The 276-nt window shown below is 56.2% G+C and carries 2 tRNA genes; both read left to right on the plus strand.

Going from position 1 to position 276, the window contains the following annotated elements:
- Positions 1-96 precede the first annotated feature (96 nt).
- A tRNA-Glu gene (locus ETC07_RS15155) sits at positions 97-172 on the plus strand.
- A 31-nt stretch (positions 173-203) separates the two neighbouring features.
- Positions 204-275: transfer RNA gene (locus ETC07_RS15160), tRNA-Gly, on the plus strand.
- Position 276: the final 1 nt, after the last annotated feature.

The following is a 276-nucleotide window of genomic DNA, read 5'->3' on the forward strand; positions in this document are numbered from 1 at the left end:
GGGAATAGCTCAGTGGTAGAGCATCGCCTTGCCAAGGCGAGGGTCGCGAGTTCGAATCTCGTTTCCCGCTCCATTCGTGCTTTTGAGTGTTGATGTGTCCCATTCGTCTAGTGGCCTAGGACACCGCCCTTTCACGGCGGTAACAGGGGTTCGAACCCCCTATGGGACGCCACCTCAATGTAGTATCGTAACATCCGTATCAAGCGGGAATAGCTCAGTGGTAGAGCATCGCCTTGCCAAGGCGAGGGTCGCGAGTTCGAATCTCGTTTCCCGCTC

This window comes from Halomonas borealis (genome assembly GCF_004798905.1).
GTDB classification, from domain to species: Bacteria; Pseudomonadota; Gammaproteobacteria; order Pseudomonadales; family Halomonadaceae; genus Halomonas; species Halomonas borealis.